Below are 24,463 nucleotides of genomic sequence, written 5' to 3'. Positions count from 1 at the left end.
GGCTCACCGGCCGCCGAACACCGGGCGCTCCTTGGCCAGGAAGGCACGGGTCGCCTCCAGGTGGTCCCGGGTGGCCGCGCACTCGTCCTGCAGGTCGGCCTCCAGCGCGAGGGCGTCGGGCAGCGCGTGCGTGGCGGCGTACGCCAGCGCCCGCTTGGTGGCCGCGTAGGCCAGGGTGGGGCCCTGCGCGAGCCGTACCGCGAGCTCCCGGGCGGTCTTCAGCACGTCGTCGGCGGGCACCACGCGGGTGACCACCCCCAGCTCCAGCGCGCGGGCGGCGTCGAGCGGCTCGCCGAGCAGCAGCAGTTCGGCCGCCCGCCCCGGCCCGACGAGGCGCTGCAGGGTCCACGAGGCGCCCGAGTCGGGCGCCAGCCCGATGCCGGTGAAGGCCAGCGCGAACTTGGCCCGCTCCGAGGCGATCCGCAGGTCGCAGGCGAAGGCCAGCGAGGCGCCCGCGCCCGCCGCGACCCCGTTGACGGCCGCCACCACCGGCTTGGGCATGGTGGTGATCAGCTCCACGATCGGGTTGTAGTGCCGCCGGACGGTGTCGGCGAGCCCGCGGCCCGCCTCCAGGTTGGCGGCGTGCTCGCGCAGGTCCTGGCCGGCGCAGAACGCGCGGCCCGAACCGGTCAGCAGCACCGCCCGGACCTGCGGCTCGCCGGCCGCCCGGCGCAGCGCGTCGAGCAGCGCCGACTTCAGCTCGGCCGTCAGCGAGTTCATCGCGTCGGGCCGATCGAGCGTGATGGCGGCAACGGCGTCGGTCACGTCATAACGGATCACGGCAACTCCCTGTCGACGAACGCGGCGGCGGGCAGGAGGCGGGTCGCCTCCAGCCCGGAGGAGAACCTGGGGGCCCGGCGGCGAGAGCACGGGGTCACGGTGGCGGCCGCCGCCTCCGCGGCTGGCGAGCGCCCCGACCAGGGTGACAGCCGTGGCGGGCGGGGGCGCGTACGCCTCGCCGACGGCCGGACGGACTCCGGCGGACAAGCGCGGCCGAAGGGGCCGGGCGCCGCTCCGGGCGGATCCACGACGGCGACATGCCGACGGCCGGTCAGGCTCGGTGCGCCACCTCGGTAAATTCTCCGTGCGGCCTCGACCGGCCTGTGCACGCGCTCCGGAACGGGCCCGTGGGCGGCGCTCCGAGGCGGTCTCACGGCCGGGCGAACCCCGTGCGAAATCGCGGTCCGCACGGGCGGAACGGCGATCTCCAGGGGGCTCGTGAGCCGTGTGGGAACGGCGACCGGCGCCTGCCCACGAGGGCGACACGGGTGGTCGCCGGCGAGGTCGAACACGGTGGCGCGTGCGTGCACGCAGTCCAGTTTGGTGGTCTTCGGCACCCCGGACAACGCATTCTGGGAGGAGATCGTTACCCATGAGCGCTCTCGATGCGGGAGAATAGGACATCACAGATGACGTGAATGCGCCGCCCTCCCTAATGGGCGGTCTGAAAAAATCGCGGGCCGCGGGAGCCCAAGGCAGGAAGGGATGCACGCATGGCGGCGATGAAGCCGCGGACCGGCGATGGTCCGCTCGAGGTCACCAAGGAAGGGCGCGGCATTGTCATGCGGGTCCCCCTGGAAGGTGGCGGCCGGCTTGTCGTGGAGATTTCCGCCGACGAGGCGAAGGCGCTCGGCGAGGCGTTGAAGAACGTCGTCGGCTGAGAGCTCCCGATCCGATCTGATCCACGGCCCTGGCGTCCTTCCGCGCCAGGGTCGCTGTTTGTCGAAGGAGAGATTCCGTGCCCATAGAGACCACTGCATCGGTGGTCGCCGACGTCCCCGCAGGCGCCGAGCTGCTGGCCGTCCCCTACACCTCCGACCTGGCGCCGGTGCTCCCGTTCGACCTGCCGGTGCCGGTGCCCGACCTGCTGGCCCACCACGAGGCCAAGGGGGAGGCGGGGGAGATCGTCGAGGTGCCCGTGGCACGGGAGGGCGGCGTCGGCCGCGTCCTGCTCTACGGCGTCGGCGACGGCTCGCCGGGTTCGCTGCGCAAGGCTGCGGCGCTGCTCACCCGCCGCGCCAAGGGCCGGGCCGAGCTCACGGTGGTGACGCCCGAAGGTGACGCCGCCGCGTTCGCGGAGGCCGCGCTGCTGGCCGCCTACTCCTTCAAGATCGGCAGCTCGGGCAAGGCGCCCGTGCGCGCGCTGCGTTTCGCGGGCGCCGACGAGCAGGCCGTGAGGCGGGGCGAGCGCGTCGCCCAGGCCGTGGCGCTGGCCCGCGACCTGGCCAACACGCCCGCTTCGGTCAAGAACCCCGCCTGGCTCGCCGAGCGGGCCGCCGAGCAGGGCGTCCCGGTACGCGTCTGGGACGAGGAGCAGTTGCAGGCCGACGGGTTCGGCGGCATCGTCGCGGTCGGCCGGGGCTCGGTCAGCCCGCCCCGGCTCATCCAGCTCTCCTACACCCCCGACGGGCCCGCCACCCGGCACGTCGTGCTGGTGGGCAAGGGCATCACGTTCGACTCGGGCGGCCTGTCGCTCAAGCCGACCGAGAACATGAAGGTGCAGAAGACCGACATGGCGGGCGGCGCGGTCGTGATCGCCGTGATCGGCGCGCTCGCGGCGCTGGGCGCGCCCGTGCGGGTCACCGGTCTGGTCGCCGCCGCCGAGAACATGCCCTCGGGCACGGCCCAGCGACCCAGCGACGTCATCACCCACTACGGGGGCCGCACGGTCGAGGTGCTCAACACCGACGCCGAGGGCCGGCTGGTGCTGGCCGACGCGCTGGCCTACGCCGACGCCGAGCTCGACCCCGACGCGGTGGTCGACGTCGCCACGCTGACCGGGGCCATCAGCGTCGGGCTCGGCCGCACGATCGGGGCCGTCTACGCCAACGACGAGTCGCTGGCCGAGCAGCTCGTGGCGGCCGGGCAGGCCAGTGACGACCGGCTGTGGCGGATGCCGCTGATCGACGACTACGCCCCGGCGCTGGAGTCGTCCATCGCCGACCTGGCCAACGTCGAGCAGGGCTCCACCTACGGCGCGGGGTCGATCACGGCGGCGCTGTTCCTGCGGGAGTTCGCGGGCAAGCGGCCGTGGGCGCACCTCGACATCGCGGGCGTCGGGCGCAGCACGGTCGATGAGGGCGTGCTCACCAAGGGCGCGACGGGCTTCGGCGTGCGCGTGCTGCTGGAGTGGCTGACCAGAGCGTGACCGCCGCCGGACGGTGATCTGGGCGCCGGCTAGGTGGTGATCTTGACGGCGGCGAGCAGGCCGTCGCCCAGGGGGATCAGCAGCGGGCGGAGCCGGTCGTCGCCCTGCACGAGCTTGCCCAGCTCGCGCAGGGCGACCGTGTCGGGGTCGCGCTGCGCCGGGTCGGCGACCCGGTGGTGCCAGAGCGCGTTGTCGAAGGCGACGATGCCGCCCACCCGCAGCAGCCGGACCGCCTCGGCCAGGTAGTCGGCGTACTCCTGCTTGGCCCCGTCGGCGAAGACCATGTCGTAGCCGCCGTCGGAGAGCCTGGGCAGCACGTCGAGCGCCCGGCCGGTGATGAGCCGCACCCGCCCGCCGGCGAAGCCGGCCTCGGCGAACGCCTGCCTGGCCAGCCGCTGGTGCTCGGGCTCCACGTCGACGCTGGTGAGCGTGCCGTCCTGGCGCATGCCGCGCAGCAGCCAGAGCCCGGAGACGCCGCACCCGGTGCCGATCTCCACGACCGACTTGGCGTTCAGCGCCGAGGCGAGGAAGCAGAGCGCGGCCCCGCCTCCGGGAAGGATGGGCGGGGCACCCATCTCCAGGCCGCGCCGGCGCGCCGCGTGCAGGATCTCATCCTCGTGATGGAACTGCTCCGCATAGGCCAGAGTGGCCTCTACCGGACTGGTCATCGGCCTCCTCCCCCCACTTTCGTGCGATTGGTCACCGATCGCAGCCTAGGGGAGACACGCCAGGACGGGAACTCTGGAGCACCTCGCGGCGTTGCAGGTTTAAACGGGCTTTGCCGGTCCGGAAGGCAGGCAGTGCGCATGAAGGGACGAAACCAGGCACTATGGCGGTAGCGGTGGTCCCAGAGAGAGGAGTTCTGGTGGACGAAAGCGACCACCAGGCCGATGCTCCCGTGTCCGACTGGACGCCTCCCACCTGGGAGGAAGTGGTGCGGACACACTCCGCCCGCGTTTATCGGCTGGCGTATCGCCTGACCGGCAACATCCACGACGCCGAGGACCTCACTCAGGAGGTCTTCGTACGGGTCTTCAGGTCGCTGTCCAGCTACACTCCCGGGACGTTCGAGGGCTGGCTGCACCGGATCACGACGAACCTGTTCCTCGACATGGCGCGGCGCAAGCAGCGCATCCGCTTCGAGGGGCTGGCCGACGACGCCGCCGAACGCCTGCGCGGCCGTGAGCCGTCGCCGGCGCAGGCGTTCGACGACGCCCACCTCGAGCCCGACATCCAGGCGGCGCTCGACGCGCTCGCTCCGGAGTTCCGCGCGGCCATCGTGCTGTGCGACATCGAGGGCCTGTCCTACGAGGAGATCGCGGCCACGCTCGGCGTCAAGCTGGGCACGGTCCGCAGCCGAATTCACCGTGGCCGGGCGCAGTTGCGCGAGGCGCTCGATCACCGGGCTCCCCGCAACTCACAACTCCCCCCGCCAGCATTCCCGTCCGGGACCCGTGGGGAGGAAGTCTGATATGTCGCATCTTGGAGAACGTGTATCCGCCCTGGTGGACGGTGAGCTCAATCACGCCGAGCGTGATCGTGCTCTCGCCCACCTGGCTTTCTGCGCCGACTGCCGGCGCGAGGTCGAGTCGATGCGGGCGCTGAAGTCGCGCCTGCGCTCGCTCGACGACCTGACCATGCCGGCCGACCTGACCATGTCGTTGCTGCGCATGGCGGAGCCGGGCGGGCCGCTGCCCCCTCGGGAGCGGCCTTTCCCTACCCGGACGTTCGGAGGGGTGCCCCTTCCCGGCCCCTACAGCATCGCTCCTCCGGACAATCGGCCGCGCAACGCGACTGGTGGCGCCTCGGGACCTGGCCGCGGCGCTAGGCGGCGTGGTTCCTACGTGGCGGTCGGCGTGGTGTCCGCGGCCGTCGCCCTCGGCACCTTCTTCGCCGTCTCCGGGCCGGGCCAGAGCACCTCGCCCCCTCCGGTCGAGATGATCAAGCAGAACCCCCCCGTGAGCACTCCTCCCACCGCCACGCCCTGACCGCGAGTCAGGTCCTGGAATACTCGGTTGGCGTAGTCGACAGCGTCAGGGGCATACGATCTGGGATCGGTATTTTGTCGGGAGTCCGCGCTCATGACGGCGATTCCTGACACATGCTTTACGACTCTCGTATGCCTATCGCGCCAGGATTGCGGTGTCGAGCAAGGAGTGGTGAGACCTAGATGACCGACGAGACGCGCCCCGACGACGGACGCAGGCCGTCGGACTTCCCCGACGCGCAGGGGCGCCCGGACTTCCGGCCCGCCGAGGAGCGGGCCGAACGGTCCGGCCCGGCCGGGGGCGAGTCCGCGGCGTCCGGCGGCTGGGGTGACCCGTCGGGACGTCCCGGTGACACGTCGGTCCACGGCGACCATGCCGGCCCCGCTCCGTACGGTCCCCGAGACGACCGGCCGGGCTACGCCGGCGGCGCTCCGGACCGGCCCGGCTACGGCGCGGGCGTCCCCGGCCAGTTCGGTCACGGCGGCCCCCCGGACCAGCCCGGCCACGGCGGGGGCGCGCCCGACCAACTTGGCCACGGCGGGGGCGCACCCGACCAACCGGGCGACGGTGGGGGCGCACCCGACCGGCCCGGCCATGGCCGTCCCGAGCAGCCCGGTCACGGGAGTGCCGAATACTCCGCGGTCCCCGGTTTCGCCAGCCCCGACAGCACGCCGTACGGGGTGCCGTCGAGCGGTGACATGCCGCCCGGCGGCGACACCCGCGCCTACGAGAGCCCGTTCTTCGGCAGTTCGCCGGGCGCGCCGCCCTACGGGGGCGACGCGCCTCCGCCGCCGCAGCAGGCGTTCGGGATGGGCCCCGGCTGGGCGCCGCCGCCCGGCCCGCACTCCGGCCAGGCGGTCCCGATCCGGCGCGGCCCGAGCACCGGCCTGCTGATCGTGCTGGCCGTGGTCATCGCGCTCGCCGCCTCCCTGTTCGGCAGCGTCGGCACCTATCTGCTCACCAGGTCGTCCGACGGCACCGACCCGTCCTACAGCCTCGGCCCGCCGCCCAACGGCGCCACCAACCGGGCGCCCGACTCGGTGGCGGGCGTCGCCGCCCGCGTGCTGCCGAGCGTGGTCTCCCTGGAGGTCGGCAACGGCTCCGGCGGCGACGGCGCGACCGGCTCCGGATTCCTGATCAAGGACGGTTACGTGGTCACCAACAACCACGTGGTCGCCATGGCGGCCAGGGGCGGCGAGATCCAGATCCAGTTCCACAACCGCAAGACCACCAGGGGGCGGATCGTCGGCCGCGACCCCGGCTCCGACCTGGCCGTCGTCAAGCCGGAGGAGACCTTCGGCACTCCCGAGATCACCCTCGGCAACTCCGACCAGGTCGTCGTCGGTGACCCGGTCATCGCGGTCGGCTCGCCGCTGGGCCTGTCCGGCACGGTCACCACGGGCATCGTCAGCTCGCTCAACCGCCCGGTCATCGCGGGCGACGAGAGCGGCACCTCCGAGGAGCCCGCCTACATCAGCGCCATCCAGACCGATGCCGCCATCAACCCGGGCAACTCCGGCGGCCCGCTGGTCAACGGCAAGGGCGAGGTCGTCGGGGTCAACTCCGCCATCGCCACGCTGAGCCGTTCGCTCAACAGCCAGAGCGGCAGCATCGGCCTCGGCTTCGCCATCCCGGTCAACCAGGCGCGTCGCGTCGCGCAGGAGCTCGTCACCGACGGCAAGGCCAAGCGACCCAAGATCGGCATCGTGCTCGACCGCAACTACAAGGGCCAGGGCGTCCGCATCGCCTCCGAGCCCGCCGAAGGCCGCCAGCCGATCGACGCCGACGGCCCGGCGGCCAAGGCCGGCCTGAAGCCGGGTGACGTCATCCTGGAGATCGACGGGCTGCGGCTGCAGGACGGCAACGAGCTCATCGCGCTGATCCGCAGCAAGTCGCCCGGAGCCAAGATCAACATCCGGTTCGAGCGGGCCGGCCAGGAGCGCACGGCCACCCTCACCGTGATGGCCGACGAGACCCCGGCCCCGACGCCGTCCTGACCTCGCCCGCCCCTTCCGGCGGGCGGTGCCGTGCCGGACGCGCCCCGGGCGGGGAGCTGGGTGGTTGGTACGTTGTTGTCCGGCGTGGACGACCGACCAGCCACCTGGAGCCTTTAGTCTGGGATGTGCCGGGGTCGTCCTCGGAGCATTGGACTGCGCTAGGAGCTCACGGTGTTCGGACTGGGCTGGCTGGAGATCGGGGCGCTGATCGTCATCGCGCTGCTCGTCTTCGGGCCGGAGAAGCTGCCCGAGGCGGCGGCGCAGGCAGGCAAGACGCTGCGCAACCTGCGCCGGATGGCCAACAACGCGCGTGACGACCTGCGCGCCGGGCTGCCCCCGGAGATGTCCAACTTCGACCCCGCAGACCTCAATCCGCGCAATTTCGTCCGCAAGCATCTCCTGGACGACCTCGAGGACGACTGGAACGGCAAGCCGCGCCAGCTCGAACCGGCGACCGCGCCCCCCGTCCACGAGCCGGTGGACGAGCTGGGCTACGGCGAGCTGCCGCCGTACGACCCCGACGCCACCTGACCGGTGCGCTCGGACGACGAAGCGCCGTAGCCGCGACGGGTGCCATGGCTACGGCGCTCGGGTGAGCACTATCGGCGGTTGGGGGCCAGCCCGAGTTGCATGCCCTTCAGGCTGGACGAGCGCTTGCCGAGCGCGGCCGCGATCGAGCGCAGCTCCGCCGCCGCCGGGGAGTCGGGGTCGGTCAGGACGAGCGGCTTGCCCTCGTCGCTGCCCTCGCGCAGCCGCATGTCGAGTGGCACCTGGCCGAGCAGCGGCACGCGGGCGCCGAGCGTGCGGGTGAGCGCGTCGGCCACCGTCTGGCCACCGCCCTCGCCGAACACCGGGATGCGCTCGTCGCAGTGCGGGCAGGGGAGCCAGGCCATGTTCTCGATGACGCCGGCGATCTGCTGGTGGGTCTGCGCGGCGATCGAGCCGGCCCGTTCGGCGACCTCGGCAGCGGCCATCTGTGGTGTGGTGACGACGAGGATCTCGGCCGACGGCAGGCGCTGCGCCACGGAGATGGCGATGTCGCCGGTGCCGGGCGGCAGGTCGAGCAGCAGGACGTCGAGGTCGCCCCAGTAGACGTCGGCGAGGAACTGGTGCAGCGCGCGGTCGAGCATGGGCCCGCGCCACACCACCGGCGTGTTGCCCTCCGGCTTGAACATGCCGACCGAGATGACCTTGATGTCATGCGCCACCGGCGGCATGATCATGTCTTCGACCTTGGTGGGCCGCTCGGCGGCGCCGAGCATGCGCGGCACGCTGTGCCCGTAGATGTCGGCGTCGACGACGCCCACCTTCAGGCCGCTCGCGGCCATGGCGGCGGCCAGGTTGACCGTGACCGACGACTTGCCCACGCCGCCCTTGCCGCTGGCGACCGCGAAGACGCGGGTCAGCGAGCCGGGCTGGTTGAACGGGATCTCCTTCTCCGGGCCCCGGTCGCCGCGGAGCTTGGTCTGCAACTCCTTGCGCTGCTCGGTGCTCATGACGTCGAGCTCCAGCTCGACGCTCGGGACACCATCGAGCTTGGAGACCGCGGCGACCACGTCGCGGCGGATGGTGTCCTTCATCGGACAGCCGGCCACCGTCAGGTAGACGCCTACGCGCACCACGCCGTCCGGCGCGATGTCGATGCTCTTGACCATGCCGAGATCGGTGATCGGACGGCGGATCTCGGGGTCGATGACGGTGGCGAGGGCGGCCGTCACCTGCTGCTGGGTTGGTGCCATCGAAGTCTCGGCACGAAGGGAGTGCCGTCCCTCCTTAGTCGTCTGTGGGTGACCGGCGCGACACGTCGGCGAGGATGCCCCTCCATGGTATGAACCAGGGAAGCGACGGGGTTAATCCGTGCTTTTAGGTGTTCGCACAACGTTCTAAGGTTACTCCGTGTCTCTTCTGCGCGACGAGGGCCTCACCGTCGAGGAGCTCACGGTCTGGCGGACGCTCCAGCGGGTCCAGGTGCGGGTCACCCGTCACCTGGAGGCGGAGCTGCTCGTGGCCCACGACCTGCCGCTAGCGTCGTACGACGTGCTCGCGCGGCTCGCCGAGGCGCCGGGGCGGCGGCTGCGGATGAACGACCTGGCCGCGCGGGTGCTGCTGTCGCGCAGCGGGCTGACCCGGCTGATCGACCGGTTGCAGCGCGAGGAGCTGGTGGCGCGCGAGGCGTGCGCGAGCGACGCCCGCGGCCTGTACGCGGTGCTCACCGACGCCGGGGCGGAGCGGCTGGCGGAGGCGGGCCCGACCTACCTGAAGGGCATCAGGACCGGCTTCCTCGACCTGCTGGGCCCGGGCGAGCTGGGCCGGATCGGCGACGTGCTGGCCGGGCTCGACGTCAGGGCCGCGCCCTGAGCTCCTCCAGCAGCCGTTGCAGCTCGGCGCGCAGGTAGTCGCGGGTGGCCACCTCGCTCAGCGCCATCCGCAGCCCGGCGATCTCGCGCGTCAGATACTCGATCTCCGCCTGGTCGCGCTCGGCCCGCTCGCGGTCCTGCTCGTACTGGACGCGGTCGCGGTCGGCCTGCCTGTTCTGCGCGAGCAGGATGAGCGGCGCCGCGTACGACGCCTGCAGCGACAGCATGAGGGTGAGGAAGATGAACGGGTACGGGTCGAACGCCAGGTAGCCGGGGGCCGCGACGTTCCAGATCACCCAGACGGCGACGAACACCGTCATGTAGACGATGAACCGGGCGGTGCCGAGGAACCGCGCGATCCGCTCCGACAGGCGGCCGAACGCCTCGCGGTCGTAGTGCGGGCGCATCGTGCGGCGCAGGTCGCGCGGCTGGTCGAGGCGTTCGGTGGTCACAGGTGGGGCCTTTCGCGCCAGTCCTGCGGCAGCATGTGGTCGAGCACGTCGTCCACGGTGACCGCGCCGACGAGCCGGCCCAGCTCGTCGATGACCGGGGCCGACACCAGGTTGTAGCTAGCTAGGTAGAAGGCGACGTCGGGCAGGGTGAAGTCCGGCTTGATCGGGTCGATGGACGGGTCGAGCACCGCGCCGAGCAGGGTCGAGGGCGGGTCGCGCAGCAGCCGCTGGAAGTGGGTCACGCCGAGGTAGGGCCCGGTCGGCGTCTCGTTGGGCGGCCGGGTCACGTACACCTGGGCGGCGACCGCGGGCGTGAGGTCCTGGTGCCTGATGTGGGCGAGCGCCTCGGCCACCGTGGCGCTCGGCGGGAGGATCACGGGCTCGGTGGTCATCATCCCGCCGGCCGTGTCGTGCGGGTAGGTGAGCAGCCGGCGCACGGGCGCGGCCTCCTGCGGCTCCATCAGGGACAGCAGCCGGGCGGCCTGATCCTCGGGCAGGTCGTGCAGCAGGTCGGCGGCGTCGTCCGGGCCCATCTCCTCCAGCACGTCGGCGGCCCGCTCGGGTTCGAGGGTGCCGAGGATGCCGATCTGGTCTCTCGGCGGCAGTTCCTCCAGCACGTCGGCGAGCCGGTCGTCGTCGAGGGCGCGGGCGATCTCGACGCGCCGCTTGCCGGGCAGCTCGTGCAGGGCGCTGGCCATGTCGGCGGGCCGCATGGACTCGAACGCCGCGATCAGCCCCGCCGCGCCCTGGTCCTTCTGCAGCACGTCGAACCCCGACACCTCCTCCCAGGAGGCGATGCGGGGGTCGCGCCGCCGCCTGCCCCGGTAGGCGGCCACCTTGGTGATCTCCCAGCTCGACGGCTTGCGCTCCTCCATCGCCACGTCGTAGACGGTCATCGGCTCGCCGTCGATCATCACCGTGAGGTCCAGCATCTCGCCGATGACGAGTGTCTCGCTGGCGCGCTTCTCGAACCGGCGCACGTTGAGCTTCCCGGTGAAGACGACCGCGCCGGCCTCGATGCCCCGTACGCGGGTCATGGGCAGGAACACCCGGCGGCGCGGCTGGACCTCGACGACCATGCCGTGCACGCTGGGCGGCCGGGTGCCGCGCAGGCCGGCGACGACGTCGCGGATGCGGCCGATCTGGTCGCCCGCGGGGTCGAAGACCGAGGTCCCGGCCAGGCGGGCCACGAAGATCTTCACCTCTGCAGGCTAACAGCCATGTGGCATTGCGCCTGGTACGCCCCTCGTGTCAGTATCGAACGGAGCAAACGGTAATTACGGCGGATGGTGTGTTCCATGAGATATGCGGGCCTTGCGATCGCCTTCGTGTCCGCGTGGTGTTTCGCGTTCTCCGGCCCCATGGCCAAGTACCTCATCGTCGCCGGGCTGGCGCCGGTCGAGGCGGTGTGGGCGCGTATGGCGGGGGCGGGGCTGCTGCTCCTGGCGGTCCTCGTCGTGGCGAGGCCGAAGGCGCTGCGCATCTCGCGCTCGCGGCTGCCGTTCTTCGCCATGTACGCGGTCGTCGCCGTGGCCGGAGTGCAGGCCCTCTACTTCGTGGCGATCACGCGGCTGCCGGTGGGCATCGCGCTGCTGCTGGAGTTCATGGCGCCGGTGATGGTGGTCGTCTGGGTGCGGTTCGTGCGCAAGGTACGGCTGGCGCGGGCGGCCTTCGTCGGCGCCGTGGTGGCGGTCGCGGGGCTCGGCATCGTCGTGGAGGCCTGGCAGGGGCTGCGGCTGGACGCGATCGGGTTGCTGCTCGGGCTGGCCGCCGGGGCGTGCTGCGCCGGATATTTCCTGATGAGCGATAGTTTCGGGGACGACGTCGACCCGCTGGGTCTCATCGCCTGGGGCATGCTCGGGGCCGCCGTGGTGCTCCTCCCGTTCGCCAGGCCGTGGAACATCCCGTGGGAGGCGTTCACCGTCTCGGCCACGCCGTCGGGCGGGGTCACGCTGCCGGTCGCCGGCGCCTACCTGTGGATGGTGCTGATCGCGACCGTGACGGCGTACATCCTGGGCGTCAACGCGGTGCGGCGCCTGTCGGCGGCGGTCGGCGCGACGGTGGCGTCGCTGGAGGTCATCGGCGGTGCGGTGGTGGCCTGGGCGTTGCTGGGGGAGACGCTCGGCGTGTTCCAGATCCTCGGCGGCCTGCTGGTGCTGTCGGGCGCGCTGCTCGCGCAGACCGCCTCGGCCCGGCCCGGGGCCGTCGCGCAGGCCGAGCCGGAGCCGGTGGCCGTGGCCCGCTGACGGTCGTGCCGTGCGTGCGCGTGAGCGTGCGTGCGCGTGAGTACGCGCGCCTGCCCGTGAGCGCGCGCCGTCAGGGCGTCAACGGCGTCAGGCGGAGCACGGTTGACTCGCGGGCCCAGCGTTCCGCCAGATGCTCGCTGTCGCGGGCGTTGAGCCGCTCCTTGACCAGCACCGCGACCACCTCGGTCTCGGCGGCCTGGTCCACGACACCGACTCGCGCGTCGAACTCCACCAGCCGGGCCCCGTTGTCCTTGCTGCGCAGGGTGACGCGCGCCGTGTCGAGCGCGTCGAGGCCCGGCAGGTCCTGCTCCTCGCCGCCGGTCACCAGGTAGACGGCGCCGTCGTGCCAGACGTGCCAGGCCAGGCGGGGGCGGTCGAGGGTGACCCAGAGGACGCCGGACTTCTTGGCGCCCTCCTCGACGGCCGCGCGTATGTCGCTCACGGTTCGACTGTAACCGGCCGTACCGGGCCGATGAATCGGCCCGGTGAACCGGCCCTGATGACCGGCCCTGATGACCGGCACTGATAGCCGGTGGCCGGACGCCTGGGGACCGCCTACAGTCACCTGCCGATGACACAGGAGGGGATGGTCGTGACGTACGGGATCGCGGAGCCCGAGGAACTCGGGACGGTACGGCTGCGCGACGGGCGCGCGCTCGGCTGGGCGGGCTGGGGACCTGCGGACGGGGCACCGGTGCTGTTCTTCAGCGGAGCGGCGATGGGCCGGAGCCTCGGCTTCGGCGCCGGCGTCCTCGGCCGCCTCGGCGTGCGGCTGATCGCGGTGGAGCGGCCCGGGCTGGGCGTCTCCGATCCCGCTCCGGGACGCACGCTGCTGAGCTGGCCCGACGACGTCCGCGACCTCGTCTCCGGGCTCGGCCTGGAGGGCGGCGTGCGGGTCGTCGGGTTCTCGCACGGGGCGCCGTTCGCGCTGGCCTGCGCCGCCGCCGGGGTCGTGACGGCCGCGTCCGTGGTGTCCGGGCTGGACGAGCTCACCCATCCCGGGCTGCCGGTCGACCCGGCGGTGGCCGGGCTGCTGCGAGCGGCCGCCGAAGATCCGGAGACGTTCGAGGAGACGTTCGCCCGCGACGCGGGCGCCGAGATGATGTGGGGACTCGTCACGGGGATGAGCGGCGAGCACGACCTCGCCGTCTACACGGGCCCCGCCTTCGCGCCCGCCTACCGCCGGTCGCTGGCGGAGGGCTTCGCCCAGGGCGCCGCCGGGTACGCGCGCGACCTGGTGCTGGCCTATCGGCCGTGGCCGTTCCGCGTGGAGGACATCCGGGTGCCGGTCGAGCTCTGGTACGGCGGGCACGACCCGGGCACCGTCCACTCGCCCGACCACGGGGCCACCTTGGGCCGCCGCATCCCGGCGGCGCGACGGCACCTGCTGCCCGAGGAGGGCGGCTCGCTGTTGTGGACGCGCGCGGAGGACGTCCTGGCCGCCCTGCTCGCCCTCTGAGGGGCGCGCCGGGCGTCAGAGGGTGACGGGCAGCGCGAGCAGCCGCCAGGTGCCCGGGTCCGGCGCGCGCGGCGCGTCCGCGACGGCGAGCGCGAGGCCGGGCGAGCGGCGCAGCAGGGCCGTGAGCGCGACGTCCGTCTGGGCGCGGGCCAGGGACGCGCCCAGGCAGAAGTGCGGGCCGTGGGCGAACCCCAGATGCCCCGCCGCCCCGGGCTCCCGCATGACGTCGAACCGGTCGGGGTCGGCGTACACCCGGGGGTCACGGTTGACGGCGGCCAGCGCCACGGTCACCGTCTCGCCCTTGCGCACCCGGTGCCCGTACAGGTCGGCGTCCTCGCGCGCGTAGCGGGGGATTGTCAGCAGGTTGGGGCCGCACCAGCGGATCAGCTCCTCCACCGCCCGGGGCATGAGCGCCGGGTCCGCGCGCAGCTCGGCCAGCTCGGCCGGATGGGCGAGCAGGACGTCCACGGCGTTGGCGACGAGGTTGGTGGGCGTCTGGCCCGCGAGCACGAGGTGCCAGACCAGCGTGACCAACTCGGTGTCGCCGAGCCGGTCGCCGTGCTCGTCCTGGACCCGGATGAGGTCGGACAGCAGGTCGTCGGCGGGCTCGTGGCGGCGGCGCGCGACAGCCTCCTTGGCGCCGGCGATGATGCCCGGGATGGCCGCGCCGAACGCCTGTCCCGCGCCCGCCACGATCATGGCGCCGTAGTCGCGCCAGCGCGGCCGGTCGGGCTCCGGCACGCCGACCAGCTCGCAGATGACCTCCATCGGCAGCGGCCGGGCGAAGTGGCTCAGCAGGTCGACCGAGCCGTCCTCGGCATGGCCGGGGAGATCGTCGAGGAGCCGCTCGACGATCCGCTCGATCCGCGGCCGGAACGCGGCGGCGCGGCGCGCGCTGAACGCGGGCGCCACCAGTCTGCGCAGCCGCAGGTGCTCGGGGCCGTCCATCTCGGACATGGTGCGCAGGTACGGCAGGCAGTCGTCGGGCACGTCGGGGCGCAGGAAGCTGCCGGAGGTGATCTCGAACCGGGGATCGGCGAGCACCGCCCGCGCCCCCTCCTGCCTGGTCAGCGCCCACATCGGGCTGAGACCGGGCGCGACGACCCGCGCCAGCGGCGAGCGCTCGCGGGCGCGCCCGTAGGCGGTGAACGGGTCGCGGATCACGTCCATGTCGGTGAGGTCCAGCTCCAGAGGAATCACGACTCAGATGGTACGACAATCGGGATGTCGCCATCATCTGAAGTGACGGATCCTCTGCCCGGGCGGCATGGTCTAGCGTGTGCGCATGCGTTCACGTCGCTCGGTCCTCGCGGTGCCCGGCAGCAACCCCCGTTTCCTGGAGAAGGCCCAGACCCTGCCGGTTGACGCGGTCTTCCTCGACCTCGAGGACTCCGTCGCGCCGCTGGCCAAGCAGGAGGCCCGCGCCAACGTGGTGGCCGCGCTGCGCGAGGGCGACTGGACGGGCAAGACGCGCGTGGTCCGGGTCAACGACCTGACGACGCAGTGGACCTACCGCGACGTGATCGAGGTCGTGGAGCAGGCGGGCGACCGGCTCGACTGCGTGATGCTGCCCAAGGTGCAGAACAGCACCGAGGTCGTCTGGCTCGACACGCTGCTCACCCAGATCGAGAAGACCATGGGCTTCGAGGTCGGCCGCATCGGCATCGAGGCGCAGATCGAGAACGCCCGCGGCCTGGTCAACGTCGACACCATCGCCGGCTCCTCGCCCAGGCTGGAGACGCTGGTGTTCGGGCCGGCCGACTTCATGGCCTCCGTCAACATGCGCACGATGGTCGTGGGGGAGCAGCCGCCCGGCTACACCGAGGGCGACGCCTACCACTACATCCTCATGCGGCTGCTCATGGCCGCCAGGATGCACGACCTGCAGGTGATCGACGGGCCGTACCTCCAGATCAAGAACGTCGAAGGGTTCACCCGGGTGGCCAGGCGCGCCGCCGCGCTCGGCTTCGACGGCAAGTGGGTGCTGCACCCGGCGCAGGTGGACGCGGCCAACGAGGTGTTCTCGCCCAGCCAGGACGACTACGACCACGCCGAGCTCATCCTGGACGCCTACGAGCACTACACGACGGTGGAGAGGCGCGGCGCGGTCATGCTGGGCGACGAGATGATCGACGAGGCCTCCCGCAAGATGGCCCTGGTCGTGGCCGCCAAGGGCCGGGCCGCCGGGCTGCGGCGCACCTCGTCGTTCAGCCCGGAGGGTTAGAGCTTCACCCCGATCGTGGTGAAGAACCAGAACGACGAGGTCAGCCAGAGCCCGACCAGCGCGGTGAACGCCAGACCGCCCAGCACGGGCAGCGTCCATCCCGGCGTGTCCCGCTTGGGCAGGGCCAGCATCTTCGCCGTGAACACCCCGTAGAAGAAGCAGCCGAGCAGCGAGTGGGCGAGCACCCGCGGCACGTCGTACTGCAAACCCAGGGCGTACAGGCAGTGGAACGCCACGGGGATGGTCAGCACGAAGGCGAGCCGGCCCGACCAGCGGTGCACCCCGGGCGGGATGGCGACGCCGAGCCGGCCCCACATCGACAGGGCGGACACCACCTGGACGAACGCGAGCACGAACGCGCCCGTCGTCAGCCATGACTTCATCGGCAGGGCGGCGGAGAAGCCCGCCGGGCCCACCGCGAACCCCGTGGGCGTGTGCGCCCGCCCGTACACGCCGAGCGCGACCATCACCAGGCCACCGGCGAGCAGGGGGACGAGCAGCGAGGTGAATCGGGTGGGGGAGGGTTCGTGCATGGTGGCGCTCATCGCATCTCCTGGATGAAGCCGTCGACGTCCTTGGGGTAGATGGTCGCCCCGTCCATGGTCACGGGGGCGGTGGGCCGTTCGCCGTCCAGTTCGGGGACGCGTACCTGCGTCTCGTCCAGGACCGCGGCGCCCACCTGGGTGAAGCCGCCCTCGGGCCGCCTCAGCACGATCCAGCCGGCGCGCAGCCGGGCGCCCCTGACCTGCGCGGTGGCCCGGTACAGGCCCGACGGCTTCTTGACGGTGGCCGCGGTGAAGTTCCACTTCCTGCCGCCGATCTTGAGCCAGCCGGTGGCCTTGCCGCCGCCCAGCGTCGCGCCGGCGGCGGCGGTGCCGAAGCCCTCCAGCCCGACCTTGCCCCCGGCGGCGTCGCCCTTGAACCACGCCTCCGTCCTGCCGTCGCAGAAGTAGCCGATGGCCTTGCCGCCGCGCACGGAGATCGCGATGAGGCCGCCGTTGCCGGGTACGCGGCCGGCGTAGTCGAGCTTGGTGTCGGCCTCGCTGTCGGGGGCCTCGGTGCCGGGGGCGGCCGACCCGGTGGGCTCAGGCTTCGGGGACGGTCCGGTGGCAGGGGCGGTCTCGGCTCCGGAGCCGTCCGGGGCGGTGGTCTCGGTGGTCTCGGTGGTGTCGTTCGGGTCGGTGGTGTCGGTGGCGGCGGCGGTCGGGTCGGCCGCCGGTGTCGCGGTGACGCTGGCGACACCCAGCCCGGCGGCGAGCACGGCCCCGGCCGCCAGGGTGACGATTGGTCCCAGCCTTGACATCGGTTCTGCTCCCAGGGTCGACGTGCTGACCCCCTGAGCATCCGCCTCAATCGCCGGCCCGTCTGTGAACTATTGCGCATCGGGACGGTGAGAATGGAGAGATGCAGGAGAACCCAGGACCGCATTTCGGCCCGCACCAGCACGGACCGGCGGCGTACCCGTACCCCTACCTGCCTCCGCAGCCGCCGTCCTGGTTCCTGCCCACACCGTCCGGCGCCCGCTACGACCAGCTCGCCAGGACCTCCCAGGCGCGCCTGTGGCGTCAGCTCGTCGGCACGCTGGTCGTGGCCGTGGCGTTCGTGGCGGTGAGCATCACCGTGGCGGTGGCGGGCATGGTCGTCGCGGGGCTCACCGGCGTCCCGATGCTGCCCGGCACTTCCCAGATCTTCGGCGACCCGGTGTTCGCGCTGGTGGTGCTGCTGCTGTCGCTCGCGCTGGTGCTGCCCCTGGTGTTCGGCACGGCGGCGCTCGTCCAGCGGCGTAGACCGGGGACCCTCTCGTCCGTCGCCGGGCGGCTGCGCTGGTCGTGGATGCTGCGGTGCGCCGGGGTGGCGGTGCTCGCGCTGGTGCTCGGGCAGGGCGCGCAGCTCACGATGCTGGCGGTGACCGGCGGAGACGTCTCCGAGGCGGTCGGCTGGGCCGGGTGGGGGCAACTGCTGCCCGCCCTCGCCGTGGTCGTGCTCCTGGTGCCGTTCCAGGCGGCCGCCGAGGAGTACATCTTCCGGGGGTGGGTGCTGCAGGCGTTCGGCGCGCACCTGCGCAACCCGGTGTGGGGCATCCTGATCGGGGCGGCGGTGTTCGCCTCGCTGCACGGTTACGAGTGGGTGGGGCTGATCGACGTGTTCGCCTTCGGGGCGCTCATGGGCTGGCTGGCCATCCGCACCGGCGGGCTGGAGGCGCCGATCGCGTTGCACGTGGTCAACAACATGGTGGCGTTCGGGCTCAGCGCGGCGGCCGGCAATCTGGAGGAGGCGCTGGAGCAGGGAGCGGTGCCGTGGCAGTCGCTCGCGGGCACAGTGGTGCAGCTCTCGGTCTTCACGGCGGGCGTGCTGTATCTCGCCAGGAAACGGTCAATCAGCACCGTCTCCCCATGAATCTGGCGGAGGGTTCCGGAAATCTCGCTAGAGAGGTCTCGCCATTCCGGCTCCGGCATGCTGGTCTGGTTGCTGTGGGGGAGGCGAGGGACTCGTGGAGGTGATCTACTCACTCGACAGGCTCGACAGGCTCGCAAGCTCGTACTAGGAGGTGCGCCGCGTGGCCTCCGGCCCCAGCGACCTACCACGGCGACCGCCGGGTGATGAAGATCCGCGTCGAGACGACGCGTACGCCTCAACACAGGACAATCCGGATCCACCAGGCTCGGCTGACGAGCCGCGGATCAGGCACTCCCCTCCGGGGCCCAGCGACGACCGGGCCAGGGGCCTGCCGCTGGCCTCCCCCTGGGGGATGCCGCCGTTCTCCGCGCCCGTCCCCGAGGACGAGCCGCCGGAGCCGCCCAAGGGGCGCAGGCCGTACAGCTCACCCGACGATCCGCCGCCGGCCGAGCCGCCGCGCAGGCCCCGGCGGCTGGCGAACAGGCCCGACAAGCTGGTGGCGAGCGGACCGCCCCGGCCCCGGCCGTCCGGCGGGGCGGACGGCCCGCCTGAGCGCGACAGGCCCACGACCCCGTACCGCATGCCCCTGCCCGTGCCGGTGCCCGTGGCCCCTGCGGCCGAGGCACCCGAGCGCCCCGCCGACGCCACACCGGTCGCCGACCAGTCCGGCACCGGTACGAGCGCCGGCCAGTCCGGCACCGGTACGACCGGCGAGGAGCCCGGCGCCGGTACGAGCGGCGACGGGGCAGGGGCCGAGCCGGGCGGTGCCGAGCCGGGCGTGCGGCGCGTGGGCCGGCCGCCCGCCGGCCGGCCCACGCGGCCGGACCTGCTCGTCGCCTCCGGCCCGCCCCGGCCCGCCGGAGCGGGCGGCAGGCACCACAGGGGCCCCGCGCCGGCCGCCCTGCGCCGCGCGAGCCCCACGCGGGGGCGGCGCAGCCCGGCCGCGCCCGTCGCCATCGTGCTCGCACTCGCCCTGGTCATCGCCGGCGGCGTGCTCGTCTGGCGATGGACCGATCCGGGCAACCCGGGCCTGCGCCTGGCCGCGGGCACCGGCCGCTCGGGCGACGACCTGTTCACCGTCCCGTCGGCCGGTGACGGCTCCAACCAGAAGCTGAACGACATGGCCTCGGCCGGCCGCGTCGTGGTGGCCGTGGGCAGCGACACGACGATCCCGACGCCGCGCCCGCTCTTCCTGTTCTCGCCCGACAGCGGCAGGACCTGGCAGCTCGGCCAGGTCACCGGCGCCACCACGTCCACCGTGCAGCGCGTCGTCGGCGGCGACGGGCTCTGGCTGGCCAGCGGCGGCGACGGACTGGGCGGCGAGCTCGGCCTGTGGACCAGCGGCGACGGCTTCAGCTGGTCCGCGGTACGCCAGGGCGGGCTGACGGCGTTCCGGAACGGCGACGTGATCGCCGACATCGCCAGGACGCGGTCGGGGTTCGTGGCCGTGGGCCGTACGACGCTCCAGGACGGCAGCGCCGGCCCGGCCGCCTGGCAGTCGGCCGACGGCCGTTCCTGGCAGCGCGTCGACACGCGCGAGCTGGGTGCACGCGAGCTCAAGGCCGTCGCGGCGCGGGGCGACACGGTCGTCGCCGTCGCCCAGCCGGCGCAGGGCGAGGGCTCGCGCGCCGTCCGGTCGGCCGACGGCGGGCGCACCTGGCAGGCCACCGGGTTCCAGCTCCTGGAGGCGACGCCGCGCACCGGGTCGCTGGCCGCGGCGGGCGAGCGGTTCGTGCTGGTGCCCTTCCGCAAGCGCACGCCCGAGGGCGACGTACGCGTCTACTGCTCGCCGACCGGCGCCGAATGGTCGCACTGCGGCTCGATCCGCGGCCTGCCCGGCGAGAGCCCGGGCGTCGATTCGGTGGTCACCCACGCCGGCGGCATCGTCGCCATCAGCCAGGCCAACCTCGGCACCTACACCGTCCTCAGCAGCGCCGACGGCCGCACCTGGACGAAGCGGGCCGACCTCGGCGACCTGTCGGGCGCCACGCTGCGCGGGTTCACCGTCACCGAGGCCGGCACCCTGTTCGCGGGCGGCGACCGGGCGGCGGCGGACGTCGACAACCAGCTCGTCCTCATGTCCGCGCCCCGGGGTGGCGACCCCTCCCAGGTGCGGCTGGCCGACGTCGAGGGCCTGTCGCGGATCGCCAGGCAGACGACCCGGCTGGCCGCCCACGACGGCAGGTACGTGGCCGTCGGCACCGCCTCCGGCGACGCCGGCATCTGGACCAGCCTCAACTGGCAGAACTGGACGTCGATGAGCCTCGGCGGCCCCCACCAGCAGATCCTCGACGACGTCGCCCACGGCAGGCGCGGCTGGCTGGCGGTGGGCGGCACCCAGACGGCCGTCGGCGTCACCGAGCCGCTCCTGGTCTCCTCCGCGGACGGCCGCGCCTGGAAACCCGTCGCCGCGTCCGGCGACCTGTCCCGCCGCCAGGACCACCCCTACCTCGACGCCCGCCTCGTCGCGGCCGGACCGAAGGGGTACGTGCTGGCGGGGGAGGAACGCGACCAGGCAGGCGTGGCCCGCGCGGCCCTGTGGTTCACCTCCGACCTGCGCCGGTTCACCCGCTCCAGGAAACTGCCGCAGGGCGGCTCCGGCGTCCGCGTCCACGACGTGGCCGCCACTCCCGGCGGATACGTCGCCGTGGGCGGGACGAGCGCCGGCGACGAGGAGGGCGGCGTGGTCTGGACGTCGGAGGACGGCCTCAACTGGAAGGCGCGCGAGCGCGTCACTCCGTCCGACTCGTCCGGGGCGGTGCTCCGGCAGGTCGTGGCCCACCAGGACAGGATCGTCGCCATCGGGGCGGCCCGGTCGCAGGGCTCGCGGCGGGTGTTCTCGGCGGTGTCCGAAGACGGGGGCGCCACCTGGCGGACGTCCTGGCTCCCCGCCGACCGGGCGGCGGCCGTGTACGACCTGGCGGCGGCCGGCCAGGGCCTGGTGGCGGTCGGCTGGCACGGCACGTCCGGCGACGGCGACAGCGCCGCCTGGCTCTCGCGCGACGGCACGACCTGGGACCGCACCGACCTGACGGAGGACCGGCTGGCCGGGCCGGGCATGCAGTGGCTGGCGGCGGTCACGGTGGCCGGCTCGGAGGTGGTCGCCCTCGGCCGCAGCACCACCTACAGCGCCGACCACCTCATCCTGTGGACCTCGACCCTGAGCGCCGGCCGGTGACCGCTCACGGCCACACCTTCCACTCCTCCAGGACCTCGGCCAGGCCGGCCACGAGCGGAAGCCGCGCCAGGTCCCGGCGGGAGCACCAGCGCACGGCGGCCGCGTCGTCCCCCGCGACCGTCTCGCCCCCCGTCACGGAGGCGAGATAGTCGCGGATCACGTACGTCACCCCGCCCGGCCCCGGACGCTCGACCGTGCCCGCCAGGGCGCCCGCCGCGACGCGCAGCCCCGTCTCCTCCAGCACCTCGCGCTCCACCGCGGCGGCGTCCGTCTCGCCGGGCTCCACCCGGCCGCCGGGCACCGACCACAGGCCCGCGCCCGGCGCGTGACCACGCCGGACGAGCAGGATCCGGCCGGCCCCGTCGATGATCACCGCGCCCACACAATTTACGCGCACCTGACCAACATAACGAGGAGCAAACGGAATGCGGCCTTGACGGCACGCCGCCGGAAGACGCACCGTGGGTAGCTGTGAAGGCGCCTCCAACCTGCCCTCGATGCTTCGGCTCCCTCCACGGGCCCAACGCGTGGTCGAGCGCGTGGCGGTGCGACGCGCACGGCGACGTCCTGCCGTTCCAGCCGCCCCGGCCGCCGTCCCTCGCCGCCGTCGAGGCGCTCCGCAAGAACTCGGTGGTGCCCGTCTGGCTGCCCTGGCCGCTGCCCGCGGGCTGGCTGGTGACGGGGTTCGGCGAGGTGGGCGACGAGCGCACCGGAGACCGGGCCAGCGTCGTCGCGCTCTGCGGGCCGTCGATCACCCACGGGCCAGCCGATGTGCTCATCGTCGCCGAGGAGCCCGGGGTGGGGCTCGGGGCGGCGCTGGCCGGGCTGGGCGGGCCGGATCCCGGCGAAGGGTTCGACGCGGGCCCGCCGAACGCCAAGATCGAGGTGCTGGGCCACCCCACGCCGCTGTGGTGCGTCGCCGGGTCTGACGACCGGGCCGTCTACGCCGGTGAGGCGCTCGGCAACTGGCTGTGGGCGATCTTCTGGCCGGCCGAGGCGGGCTGCCTCATCGCGCTCAGCGAGCTGGCCCTGCTGGACCTGCGCGACCACGAGCTGGACCTGCCGTTCGGCGCCTTCTCCCCGCGGCTCGGCGGCTAGCGTTCCCGGCGGGACACGGCTGACCCATGATCGTCGCGCGACTCGGACGTGACGGAATTCGCACTGCGAGCCGAACGGACTAGAGTTCGGAGGCGTGACAGCGCGTATCGAGCGAGTGGTGACCGAGGGCGTCGTCGACATCGACGGCACCGAGCAGAAGGTCGACAACAACACCTGGATCGTGGGCGACGACGACGAAGTGATCGTCATCGACCCGGCGCGTGCCGCCGACACGATTCTCGAGCAGGTCGGCGAGCGTGAGGTGCTCGCCGTCATCTGCACGCACGGCCTGCCCGACCACGTCGGCGCGGCCATCGAGGTGGCCGCACGGGACGAGGCGGTGATCGCCCTGCACCCCAAGGACAAGACCCTGTGGCGCGAGACCTGGGCGGAGACCTGGCCCGACATCGAGATGGAGGATGACGGCATCTTCGGCGTCGCCGACGTCCAGCTCGACGTCCTGGAGACGCCCGGCATCTCGCCCGGCGGCGTCTCGCTCTACTGCGAGGCGCTCGGGGCGGTGTTCACCGGCAAGTCCCTGCAGGCCGACGGGCCGGGCAAGCTCGGCGGCGAATACCCCGCCCTGCCCGACCAGCTCACCTCCATCGGCGGGCGGCTGTTCACGCTGCCCGGCGACACCCGGGTGCTGCCCGCCCACGGTGAGGAGGTCACGATCGGCGACCTGGAGCCCCACTTCGACGACTGGGTCTCCGGCTCGTTGACCCGCAAGCCGGGCGAGGGCGACGCCTCGGCCGAGGGTCCGCTCAGTGACGGCACCCGCGTGGCGGGGATCAGGATCACGCCGGGCGACGAGTAGGTGTACGACCAGCTCCCGCTGGACGGGATGCCGCGGCGGCTCTACTCGTGCACGCCGTCGCGGTTGAACTCCTGGCTCGACTGCCGCCGCCGCTACCGGTTCACCTACCTCGACCGGCCCCAGCCCGCCAAGGGGCCGGCCTGGGCGCACAACAGCGTGGGCGCGAGCGTGCACAACGCGCTGGCCGCGTGGTGGCGCGAGCCGTACGACCGCCGGACCCCGCTCACGGCGGCCATCCTGCTCACCAACGGCTGGATCGCGGAGGGGTTCCGGGACGCCGAGCAGTCGGCGCAGTGGCTCGGCCGCGCCCGCGACTACGTGACCGGCTACACCGGCACGCTCGACCCGTCCGACGACCCGGTGGGCGTCGAGCGCACGGTGGCCACCCGCACCAAGGTCATCGCCGTGTCCGGCCGCATCGACCGGCTCGACCGGCGGGGCGACGAGCTGGTGGTGGTCGACTACAAGACCGGCCGCCGGCCGCTCACCCAGGACGACGCGCGCTCGTCGCTCGCGCTGGCCGTCTACGCCGTCGCCGCGTCCCGGATGATGCGCACCCCGTGCCACGCGGTGGAGCTGCACCACCTGCCGACCGGCGAGATCGTCGAGTGGCGGCACACGGACGAGTCCCTGGGGCGCCACCTGCGGCGGGCGGAGGAGATGGCGGTCGAGGCGGCCACGGCCGACGAGCGCTACCGCGACCTCATGGGCGCCCGCCCGGCCCCGCGCACCCGGCCCGCCGCCCGCCCGTCACCCGCAGCGCCCGCGCAGCCGCCGTCCGAGCCTGCCGCCACGGGCTCGCCGGTCTCCGGGCCCCCGCCCGCCTCCACGGTTTCGTCCACGCCCCGATCCTCGCCCGGCACCCCGTACGCGTCGGCCACCCCGCCCACCGCCTTGCCACCGGAGCTCGACGAGATCTTCGCCCCCAACCCGGGTCCCCTCTGCTCGTGGTGCGACTTCCGCCGCCACTGCCCCGAGGGCCGCACCGCCGCCCCCGAACGCCGCCCCTGGGACGGCCTGGCCGAGTAGCCCGCCACCCCCACCGGCTCGCCGGTGATGGTGCACGTGAGTGGCGAGCACCATCGTCACGCCTGCGCAGTCG

Annotated in this window: 25 protein-coding genes; 15 read left to right on the top strand and 10 right to left on the bottom strand. The window is 73.1% G+C overall.

Features of this window, described 5'->3' with window-relative positions:
- Positions 1-3: 3 nt before the first annotated feature.
- A complete protein-coding gene (locus FHU36_RS06995) occupies positions 4-780 on the bottom strand; it encodes an enoyl-CoA hydratase-related protein (RefSeq protein ID WP_185082943.1) in 777 nt (258 codons plus the stop codon).
- Between the two features lie 713 nt (positions 781-1,493).
- On the opposite strand from FHU36_RS06995, the gene FHU36_RS06990 reads away from it, so the two are divergent.
- Positions 1,494-1,661, top strand: coding sequence for a DUF3117 domain-containing protein (locus FHU36_RS06990; protein WP_020545024.1), 168 nt, complete (start codon positions 1,494-1,496; stop codon positions 1,659-1,661).
- Between the two features lie 77 nt (positions 1,662-1,738).
- Entirely contained in the window at positions 1,739-3,148 is a 1,410-nt protein-coding gene (locus tag FHU36_RS06985; protein ID WP_185082942.1) for a leucyl aminopeptidase, read from the top strand.
- 29 nt (positions 3,149-3,177) lie between these two features.
- Here FHU36_RS06985 and FHU36_RS06980 read toward each other — a convergent pair whose 3' ends face one another.
- Positions 3,178-3,816 (bottom strand): O-methyltransferase, encoded by a 639-nt coding sequence (locus tag FHU36_RS06980; protein ID WP_185082941.1) that lies wholly within the window; start codon positions 3,814-3,816, stop codon positions 3,178-3,180.
- Positions 3,817-3,977: 161 nt separating this feature from the next.
- Between FHU36_RS06980 and sigE the strand changes: the two genes are divergently transcribed.
- The 4 genes from sigE (at position 3,978) to FHU36_RS06960 (ending at position 7,664) form a co-directional block, all read left to right on the top strand.
- Positions 3,978-4,619 (top strand): RNA polymerase sigma factor SigE, encoded by a 642-nt coding sequence (gene sigE / locus FHU36_RS06975; protein ID WP_185082940.1) that lies wholly within the window; start codon positions 3,978-3,980, stop codon positions 4,617-4,619.
- A gap of 1 nt (position 4,620) precedes the next feature.
- Positions 4,621-5,136 carry an anti-sigma factor family protein gene (locus FHU36_RS06970; protein ID WP_185082939.1) on the top strand — a complete coding sequence of 172 codons (516 nt, stop codon included), beginning with the start codon at positions 4,621-4,623 and terminating at the stop codon, positions 5,134-5,136.
- A gap of 182 nt (positions 5,137-5,318) precedes the next feature.
- A complete protein-coding gene (locus FHU36_RS06965; RefSeq protein WP_185082938.1) occupies positions 5,319-7,133 on the top strand; it encodes a trypsin-like peptidase domain-containing protein in 1,815 nt (604 codons plus the stop codon).
- Between the two features lie 171 nt (positions 7,134-7,304).
- A complete protein-coding gene (locus FHU36_RS06960; protein ID WP_185082937.1) occupies positions 7,305-7,664 on the top strand; it encodes a sec-independent translocase in 360 nt (119 codons plus the stop codon).
- Positions 7,665-7,732: 68 nt separating this feature from the next.
- Here the strand turns inward: FHU36_RS06960 and FHU36_RS06955 are convergent, their stop codons facing one another.
- Positions 7,733-8,872 carry an Mrp/NBP35 family ATP-binding protein gene (locus tag FHU36_RS06955; protein ID WP_185082936.1) on the bottom strand — a complete coding sequence of 380 codons (1,140 nt, stop codon included), beginning with the start codon at positions 8,870-8,872 and terminating at the stop codon, positions 7,733-7,735.
- A 157-nt stretch (positions 8,873-9,029) separates the two neighbouring features.
- Between FHU36_RS06955 and FHU36_RS06950 the strand changes: the two genes are divergently transcribed.
- Positions 9,030-9,491, top strand: a complete 462-nt coding sequence (locus tag FHU36_RS06950) for a MarR family winged helix-turn-helix transcriptional regulator (protein ID WP_185082935.1) — start codon at positions 9,030-9,032, stop codon at positions 9,489-9,491.
- Here the strand turns inward: FHU36_RS06950 and FHU36_RS06945 are convergent.
- On the bottom strand, positions 9,475-9,942 hold the full coding sequence (locus FHU36_RS06945) for a DUF1003 domain-containing protein (RefSeq protein ID WP_312891473.1): 468 nt from the start codon (positions 9,940-9,942) through the stop codon (positions 9,475-9,477). The two genes, FHU36_RS06950 and FHU36_RS06945, sit on opposite strands and share 17 nt — an antisense overlap.
- Entirely contained in the window at positions 9,939-11,144 is a 1,206-nt protein-coding gene (locus FHU36_RS06940; protein ID WP_312891472.1) for a magnesium transporter MgtE N-terminal domain-containing protein, read from the bottom strand. The genes FHU36_RS06945 and FHU36_RS06940 overlap by 4 nt, the downstream gene beginning before the upstream one ends.
- 96 nt (positions 11,145-11,240) lie before the next feature.
- Between FHU36_RS06940 and FHU36_RS06935 the strand changes: the two genes are divergently transcribed.
- A complete protein-coding gene (locus FHU36_RS06935) occupies positions 11,241-12,188 on the top strand; it encodes an EamA family transporter (RefSeq protein WP_185082934.1) in 948 nt (315 codons plus the stop codon).
- A gap of 70 nt (positions 12,189-12,258) precedes the next feature.
- Here FHU36_RS06935 and FHU36_RS06930 read toward each other — a convergent pair whose 3' ends face one another.
- Positions 12,259-12,630 carry a hypothetical protein gene (locus tag FHU36_RS06930; RefSeq protein WP_246501978.1) on the bottom strand — a complete coding sequence of 124 codons (372 nt, stop codon included), beginning with the start codon at positions 12,628-12,630 and terminating at the stop codon, positions 12,259-12,261.
- A gap of 129 nt (positions 12,631-12,759) precedes the next feature.
- Here FHU36_RS06930 and FHU36_RS06925 point away from each other — a divergent pair, with 129 nt between their 5' ends.
- Positions 12,760-13,647, top strand: a complete 888-nt coding sequence (locus tag FHU36_RS06925) for an alpha/beta fold hydrolase (RefSeq protein WP_246501977.1) — start codon at positions 12,760-12,762, stop codon at positions 13,645-13,647.
- A 15-nt stretch (positions 13,648-13,662) separates the two neighbouring features.
- On the opposite strand, the gene FHU36_RS06920 is transcribed toward FHU36_RS06925, so the two are convergent.
- Positions 13,663-14,847, bottom strand: a complete 1,185-nt coding sequence (locus FHU36_RS06920) for a cytochrome P450 (RefSeq protein ID WP_312891471.1) — start codon at positions 14,845-14,847, stop codon at positions 13,663-13,665.
- Between the two features lie 85 nt (positions 14,848-14,932).
- Between FHU36_RS06920 and FHU36_RS06915 the strand changes: the two genes are divergently transcribed.
- Positions 14,933-15,871 carry an HpcH/HpaI aldolase/citrate lyase family protein gene (locus FHU36_RS06915; protein ID WP_185082933.1) on the top strand — a complete coding sequence of 313 codons (939 nt, stop codon included), beginning with the start codon at positions 14,933-14,935 and terminating at the stop codon, positions 15,869-15,871.
- Here FHU36_RS06915 and FHU36_RS06910 read toward each other — a convergent pair.
- Both FHU36_RS06910 and FHU36_RS06905 read right to left on the bottom strand, forming a co-directional pair.
- Positions 15,868-16,416, bottom strand: coding sequence for a DUF6529 family protein (locus FHU36_RS06910; protein WP_246501976.1), 549 nt, complete (start codon positions 16,414-16,416; stop codon positions 15,868-15,870). The two genes, FHU36_RS06915 and FHU36_RS06910, sit on opposite strands and share 4 nt — an antisense overlap.
- Positions 16,413-17,174, bottom strand: coding sequence for a hypothetical protein (locus FHU36_RS06905; RefSeq protein ID WP_185082932.1), 762 nt, complete (start codon positions 17,172-17,174; stop codon positions 16,413-16,415). The genes FHU36_RS06910 and FHU36_RS06905 overlap by 4 nt, the downstream gene beginning before the upstream one ends.
- Positions 17,175-17,275: 101 nt before the next feature.
- On the opposite strand from FHU36_RS06905, the gene FHU36_RS06900 reads away from it, so the two are divergent.
- Both FHU36_RS06900 and FHU36_RS06895 read left to right on the top strand, forming a co-directional pair.
- Entirely contained in the window at positions 17,276-18,268 is a 993-nt protein-coding gene (locus tag FHU36_RS06900; protein WP_185082931.1) for a CPBP family intramembrane glutamic endopeptidase, read from the top strand.
- Positions 18,269-18,620: 352 nt separating this feature from the next.
- The gene (locus FHU36_RS06895) at positions 18,621-21,446 is read left to right on the top strand and encodes a hypothetical protein (RefSeq protein WP_185082930.1); all 2,826 of its coding nucleotides are present in this window, start codon (positions 18,621-18,623) and stop codon (positions 21,444-21,446) included.
- Between the two features lie 4 nt (positions 21,447-21,450).
- Here the strand turns inward: FHU36_RS06895 and FHU36_RS06890 are convergent, their stop codons facing one another.
- On the bottom strand, positions 21,451-21,843 hold the full coding sequence (locus FHU36_RS06890; RefSeq protein ID WP_185082929.1) for an NUDIX hydrolase: 393 nt from the start codon (positions 21,841-21,843) through the stop codon (positions 21,451-21,453).
- 74 nt (positions 21,844-21,917) lie between these two features.
- Between FHU36_RS06890 and FHU36_RS06885 the strand changes: the two genes are divergently transcribed.
- The 3 genes from FHU36_RS06885 to FHU36_RS06875 all read left to right on the top strand — a co-directional run bounded on the left by FHU36_RS06885 (position 21,918) and on the right by FHU36_RS06875 (position 24,390).
- Complete coding sequence (locus FHU36_RS06885; RefSeq protein ID WP_185082928.1) at positions 21,918-22,544, top strand: DUF6758 family protein; 627 nt, start codon at positions 21,918-21,920, stop codon at positions 22,542-22,544.
- Positions 22,545-22,638: 94 nt separating this feature from the next.
- A complete protein-coding gene (locus tag FHU36_RS06880) occupies positions 22,639-23,361 on the top strand; it encodes an MBL fold metallo-hydrolase (protein ID WP_185082927.1) in 723 nt (240 codons plus the stop codon).
- A 27-nt stretch (positions 23,362-23,388) separates the two neighbouring features.
- Positions 23,389-24,390 (top strand): RecB family exonuclease, encoded by a 1,002-nt coding sequence (locus tag FHU36_RS06875; protein WP_185084656.1) that lies wholly within the window; start codon positions 23,389-23,391, stop codon positions 24,388-24,390.
- Positions 24,391-24,463: the final 73 nt, after the last annotated feature.

This window comes from Nonomuraea muscovyensis, assembly GCF_014207745.1.
Lineage (GTDB): Bacteria > Actinomycetota > Actinomycetes > Streptosporangiales > Streptosporangiaceae > Nonomuraea > Nonomuraea muscovyensis.
This window is presented reverse-complemented; position numbering and strand designations above follow the sequence as displayed.

Bases quoted from the DNA above. Each gene is read 5' to 3' on its own strand.
- FHU36_RS06900 (WP_185082931.1), top strand. From the start codon at position 17,276: ATGCAGGAGAACCCAGGACCGCATTTCGGCCCGCACCAGCACGGACCG.
- FHU36_RS06895 (WP_185082930.1), top strand. From the start codon at position 18,621: ATGCCGCCGTTCTCCGCGCCCGTCCCCGAGGACGAGCCGCCGGAGCCG.
- FHU36_RS06925 (WP_246501977.1), top strand. From the start codon at position 12,760: ATGACACAGGAGGGGATGGTCGTGACGTACGGGATCGCGGAGCCCGAG.
- FHU36_RS06955 (WP_185082936.1), bottom strand. From the start codon at position 8,872: ATGGCACCAACCCAGCAGCAGGTGACGGCCGCCCTCGCCACCGTCATC.
- FHU36_RS06965 (WP_185082938.1), top strand. From the start codon at position 5,319: ATGACCGACGAGACGCGCCCCGACGACGGACGCAGGCCGTCGGACTTC.
- FHU36_RS06875 (WP_185084656.1), top strand. From the start codon at position 23,389: ATGCCGCGGCGGCTCTACTCGTGCACGCCGTCGCGGTTGAACTCCTGG.
- FHU36_RS06935 (WP_185082934.1), top strand. From the start codon at position 11,241: ATGAGATATGCGGGCCTTGCGATCGCCTTCGTGTCCGCGTGGTGTTTC.
- FHU36_RS06915 (WP_185082933.1), top strand. From the start codon at position 14,933: ATGCGTTCACGTCGCTCGGTCCTCGCGGTGCCCGGCAGCAACCCCCGT.
- FHU36_RS06905 (WP_185082932.1), bottom strand. From the start codon at position 17,174: ATGTCAAGGCTGGGACCAATCGTCACCCTGGCGGCCGGGGCCGTGCTC.
- FHU36_RS06980 (WP_185082941.1), bottom strand. From the start codon at position 3,816: ATGACCAGTCCGGTAGAGGCCACTCTGGCCTATGCGGAGCAGTTCCAT.
- FHU36_RS06970 (WP_185082939.1), top strand. From the start codon at position 4,621: ATGTCGCATCTTGGAGAACGTGTATCCGCCCTGGTGGACGGTGAGCTC.
- FHU36_RS06910 (WP_246501976.1), bottom strand. From the start codon at position 16,416: ATGAGCGCCACCATGCACGAACCCTCCCCCACCCGATTCACCTCGCTG.
- FHU36_RS06990 (WP_020545024.1), top strand. From the start codon at position 1,494: ATGGCGGCGATGAAGCCGCGGACCGGCGATGGTCCGCTCGAGGTCACC.
- sigE (WP_185082940.1), top strand. From the start codon at position 3,978: ATGGCGGTAGCGGTGGTCCCAGAGAGAGGAGTTCTGGTGGACGAAAGC.